The 5,092-nt window shown below is 58.0% G+C and carries 8 protein-coding genes; all 8 read left to right on the top strand.

The annotated features are described in order from the left end of the window. Positions 1-650, top strand: a 650-nt coding sequence (locus DMG62_22290) for an insulinase family protein (GenBank protein PYY20733.1), incomplete at its 5' end; no start/stop codon positions are given. A 43-nt stretch (positions 651-693) separates the two neighbouring features. Continuing rightward, on the top strand, positions 694-1,218 hold the full coding sequence (locus tag DMG62_22285) for an ADP-ribose pyrophosphatase (GenBank protein ID PYY20734.1): 525 nt from the start codon (positions 694-696) through the stop codon (positions 1,216-1,218). A gap of 244 nt (positions 1,219-1,462) precedes the next feature. Continuing rightward, complete coding sequence (locus tag DMG62_22280; protein ID PYY20732.1) at positions 1,463-2,101, top strand: RNA polymerase subunit sigma-24; 639 nt, start codon at positions 1,463-1,465, stop codon at positions 2,099-2,101. Between the two features lie 66 nt (positions 2,102-2,167). After that, on the top strand, positions 2,168-2,701 hold the full coding sequence (locus DMG62_22275; protein ID PYY20731.1) for a hypothetical protein: 534 nt from the start codon (positions 2,168-2,170) through the stop codon (positions 2,699-2,701). 48 nt (positions 2,702-2,749) lie between these two features. After that, entirely contained in the window at positions 2,750-3,808 is a 1,059-nt protein-coding gene (gene holA / locus DMG62_22270; protein PYY20730.1) for a DNA polymerase III subunit delta, read from the top strand. A gap of 20 nt (positions 3,809-3,828) precedes the next feature. Then, on the top strand, positions 3,829-4,290 hold the full coding sequence (locus tag DMG62_22265; GenBank protein ID PYY20729.1) for a hypothetical protein: 462 nt from the start codon (positions 3,829-3,831) through the stop codon (positions 4,288-4,290). A gap of 26 nt (positions 4,291-4,316) precedes the next feature. Then, positions 4,317-4,862 carry a hypothetical protein gene (locus DMG62_22260; protein ID PYY20728.1) on the top strand — a complete coding sequence of 182 codons (546 nt, stop codon included), beginning with the start codon at positions 4,317-4,319 and terminating at the stop codon, positions 4,860-4,862. 23 nt (positions 4,863-4,885) lie between these two features. Beyond that, on the top strand, positions 4,886-5,092 hold a 207-nt coding region (locus tag DMG62_22255; GenBank protein PYY20727.1), incomplete at its 3' end, for a hypothetical protein.

Here is a 5,092-nt window from a genome sequence, read left to right as displayed (position 1 = left end):
ATCAGCAGCTGACTGCAACGGCGCGGACATCGTTAAAGAGTGTTCATATCATCGACAAACAGAACGCGCCGCAGTCGGAACTGCGGGTTGGTCACGTAGGACTGCCGCGAAAGAATCCAGATTTCTTTCCGACGTTGGTGATGAACGCAGTCCTGGGCGGGCTCTTCGGGTCCCGGATCAACCTCAATCTTCGCGAAGCGCGAGGGTACACATACGGCGCTTCTTCCTACTATGACTGGCGTCGCGGTCCGGGCCCCTTCGTGGTCTCGACGGCAGTGCAGAGCGAAGTCACTGCGCCCGCTCTACGGGAAATATTTCTCGAACTGGAGCGAATGCGACGCGACCTGATATCGGAAGATGAGCTGTCACTGGCGAGAGATTATCTCGACGGAGTCTTTCCGATCAGATACGAGACTACGGCGGCAATCGCGTCTGCACTGGCTAGTCTGGTGATCTACGGACTTCCCGCGGACTACTACGACACTTACCGGAATCGGGTTCGAAGCGTGTCGGTGGAAGATGTTCTCCAAGCCGCGCGTGCCCACCTCCATCCGAGTGAACTGCAGACTGTCGTCGTCGGCGACGCGAAAGTGATTCGTGACTCGCTAGCGAAGCTGCAGATAGGGGACGTGAAGGTGCACGAGGCCTAGGAAGTTCGTGGACGAGAAAGTCTCTCCAGGCCGTGTGAAGTCCATGCGGGTGTACACCGGTAAAATCATCACGCTCGACATGGATACCGTGCGATTTCCTGATGGATCGACGGGTGAGCTGGAGATGATCAGGCATCCCGGTGCGAGTGCGGTCGTTCCATTCCTGAGCGATCCGCGCGGGGATGATCCCCAGGTTCTACTAATTCGACAGTACCGGTATGCCGCTGACGGCTACCTCTATGAGATACCGGCCGGCAGGCTCGACCCGGGTGAAAATCCACACGACTGCGCCGTTCGGGAGCTCAAGGAGGAAACCGGTTGTACCGCTGAGCAGTTGGATTATCTGCTCACTATCTACACGACGCCTGGATTCACGGACGAAAAAATTCACCTCTATATGGCAACCGGATTAGCCAGCGGAGAGACTAAACATGAGGCGGACGAATTTTTGGATCTCCAGCCAATGCTGCTGTCGAGAGCGTTGGAGATGGTGCACGGCGGCGAGATCCGGGATAGCAAGACTGCAGTCGGTCTCCTGTTCGCCGCGGGGTTTCGGGCAGGTCATTAACCCTTTGAGCCAATTTGGCGTCTAATCAATGAAAGACGCTGACATGTCATGTAAATAGGACGGATTGGCAGAATCTGGACAAGCTCAGGCTTGCGCTAACCAAGCTAAGTCTTTTACAGGTAAGGGGTTAGCGTTCTGGTACGCCGGGCATACCCCGTGCACTACACCGTTCTAGGAAAAGTTCCATCGGCAGTGATGTGCACGGCTGAGAGGCTGTGAGAGTCTCTTATATAAGGAGAGAGGAATGGCTGACATCGTCCGTAAGCAAATAGTAGCGGTTGAGGGGTTGACCGTCAGGGAGCGCCTGCAGGCGATGGATGACTCAGCCGTCGTCACAGCATTCCTTGGTGGAGAGGAGCGCGCCTTCTCGGAGCTCGTAACGCGATACCAGACCAGGCTACTCAACTTCGTCTACCGCACCATTGGGGATCGGGAAAAGGCAGAGGATCTGGTGCAGGAAGTTTTCATCAGGGTCTATCGCCACCTGCATCGGTTCGATCGCTCGAAGAAATTCTCGACCTGGGTCTACACGATCGCCTCGAATCTGGCGAAGAACGAGCTGAGAAACCGCTCACGCAACCCGCTGGTTCTCTTTCAGACGGTTCAAAAGAACTTCCAGGATGAGGATCGTCCGCTTCAGTTCGAAGACACGACTTCCCGTCCGGATGATATGTACCGGAAGCGTCACCTGAGAGAGATCGTTGAGGAGAGTGTGGCAAAGCTCCCCGAGCACCACAGGAACGTGTTCATTCTGCGCGAGCTCGAAGGCAAGTCCTACGAGGAAATCGCGGAGATCACGGAGTGCAACCTGGGCACGGTAAAATCGAGACTTAACCGGGCCCGAAACTCGTTCGCGGAAATCATCGCTCCATACGTAGATTAGGTTCGTCGGTTCGGGAACCGGCACCCCAGTGGCGGGTACCTGTTTCCGAACCCTCAACCTATCTCCATGGACTGTCACGAGTTTTGTGATAAGCATCTTGCCTTTGTAGACGATACGCTGGCTGGTATCGAGCTGGTCCGCATGCAGCGACACATTGCTGAATGTGATAGCTGCGCGAAGCATGATGCGAAAATCCGTCGGGCGCTGCTCCTTTTCAGGAATCTCCCCTCGATCGAGCTATCAGCCGACTTCTCCCAAAGGCTCGAAGTACGCCTCAGAGAGTGTCACACCGAGCAGCTCGCCAGCACGCAGCGAAACCTGAGGTTCGGGGCCTTCGCGGCCACTCTCGCGAGTCTGGTTATGGTCGGCTACATAGCGACGACGCTATATGATCACGCGAATGGCCCGCGCGATGTGCTAATGCCGCCCGTAGTGGCGACCGTTCCCGAATCGGAGTTCACTCCGATAACGACGTCGGCACCGGCCATCGTCGCATCGGTTTCAGCCGGGCTGACCATCTGGCCAGCAGCGTTGTTTGCTGAGCAGGTGCCGGTGACGTTTGCCCACTCCAAGCTCGAGCTCGCGAACTACACGCGATAGACTCTCGGACGAACATCGGCTCCCGAGAGCCGACCTATATTTCTGAGGATGTCGGCATCCTCCCTCAAGACACTTCGTGATGCAATAAAGCGCCGCTCTTTCGACGGCGCTTACTACATCACCGGCGAGGACGAGTACCAGAAAGACGAAGCTGTCCGCCAGCTTGTCGAAGCTGCCATCGACCCGACCGCGAGGGACTTCAATCTGGACATCAGGCGGGGAGGGGAGCTCGACGGCGAATCACTGGGGGTTCTGCTTTCGACACCTCCGATGATGGCAGAAAGAAGGGGAGTTGTCATTCGCGACGTAGGTGCGCTCCGCAAGGATGCACGGAAGGTCCTCGACGACTACCTGAAAAAACAGGCCTCCGATCTGTTACTGGTCATGGCATCCGGCAGCGGCGCAAAGACCGATGACGGACTGTCTTCAGCAAGCACCTCCCTCGAATTCGATCCGCTATCAGGCGACAGAATTCCAAAGTGGATCGCGCATCACGCGGATAGCGCGCTCGGTGTGAGGATCACCGAAGCGGCTACGGAGCTACTGCAGGCAGCTGTCGGAAACGATTTGCATCAATTGTCTGGTGAGCTCGACAAGCTGGCGAGCTTCGTCGAAGGACGGGGTCAGGAGATCGGTGAGGAGGCAGTGGCAGCGGTGGTCGGAGTAAGGCGCGGAGAGACGCTGTCTGATCTTCTGGATGCTGTCGCCGACCGTAATGCAGCCCGCGCGCTGGACCTAATTCCGCACGTCCTGGCGCAGCCGAAAACAACGGGCGTTTCAGTCGTCATGGCATTGTCGACGCAGATGCTCGCGGTCTCGTGGGGGCGCGCCAAACTTGACGAGGGTCTTCCAAGGGCGCGGCTGTCCCAGGAGTACTTCAATCTGCTGAGGGAGACCGGAGCCTTTACCGGCAGACCGTGGGGATCGGCCACTGCGGTCTGGTCACGCGCCGCAGAGCGCTGGACCCGCGAGTCTCTCGATCGGGCGCTTGATTCCCTGCTCGAGGCTGACGTCGCTCTCAAGGAGAGCAGAGTCTCGTCTGAAGAACAACTGCTGGCTTCGGTCTTACTGAGCCTCTGTGCAGGGGAAGTGAGCGCAGCGGCATGAGTGAATAGGAGAGTAGTGAGATGTTCAGATGGATGGTTTCAGTCGGCGTGTTGTTGTGTTCGGCAGCGTCGACGAGTATTTCGCAGGTTTCAGCCAAGCCGCCCGATCCCGTTTTTGCCAGAGCGCAGGCTCTGGTCAGTGACGGCAATGGCGCAGCGGGAAGGGCGCTGATCGACTCCGTAATTAGAGCTACGCCGCCAATAGCTCCGCTCTATCCACAGGCGCTGTTCTGGCGTGCTTCGCTCGCTGCCAGCGCAGCCGACGCCGAGAGTGATTACAAGCACATAGTCGTTGATTATCCGCTGGCCCCGCAGGCGGCGGATGCCTTGCTGCGCTTGGCCCAACTCGAGCTAGCCCGTGGAGATCGCGATGGGGCGCTGGCTCACCTGCAGCGAATCCCTCGCGACTATCCCCGCAGTAAATCGCTGGCGAGAGCGAGCTATTGGATGGCGCGGGTGCTGTTTGAAAAGAATGGAGCGTAGCGGCAGTTGCGCCGGGAAGTACTTCAGTGCCACCGACGACCTTGCCCGCACCAGTCAATGAATCGACCGCCGTGCAGCCCACAAAGCCAGCTGCGGCGAGGCCGGTGAAACAGCCTCCAGAGTCGACCCAGCAAGCGACCCGGCCCAAGCCGCCAACGGAAGCCAACGACGTGAAACCCAGTATCGTGGATCCGTCCAAGGCGCCCAAGGCAGCACCGGTGGAGAAGCCACGCACTCCAGATACGTCGAAAGTCGTCAGGGCAGCCCCTGAAAAAGCGCCATCTAAAACTGCGGCTGAAAAACCGCTGAGGAACCCGCCCGCTACTCCTTCAACTGGCGTGGCGATGAACGGGTATTCGGTGCAAGTTGCCGCCTACAATCACAAGCCAGAAGCCGATAAACTCGTCTCGACACTTAAGGCACGTGGATATGAAGCGAGGGTCGATGGATCGGTCGCGCCATTCCGGGTGAGAATTGGTCGCTATCCAACTGAAGTTGACGCCGAGGAAGCGCTGAAGCGAATCAAGGCCAAGCACATGGACGGTTTCGTCGTAAGGGCACCCGCACGTTGAATCGCGCCGCATCGACTCCGTTGATGCAGCAGTATCGGGAGATCAAGTCGCGTCATCAGGACGCGATCTTGTTCTTTCGGATGGGCGACTTCTACGAAATGTTCTACGAAGACGCGGAAGTAGCGTCGCGAACACTCGGCCTGACCCTGACATCCAGAAATAATGGCGGCGCCAGCGAGGTTCCACTGGCAGGCGTGCCGGTGAAGGCAGCGGGAGAGTACCTGCGGCGC

This window comes from Acidobacteriota bacterium (assembly GCA_003225175.1).
Lineage (GTDB): Bacteria > Acidobacteriota > Terriglobia > Terriglobales > Acidobacteriaceae > Gp1-AA112.
The sequence above is the reverse complement of the archived record's forward strand: the minus strand, read 5'-3'. Positions and strand labels throughout refer to the sequence as shown.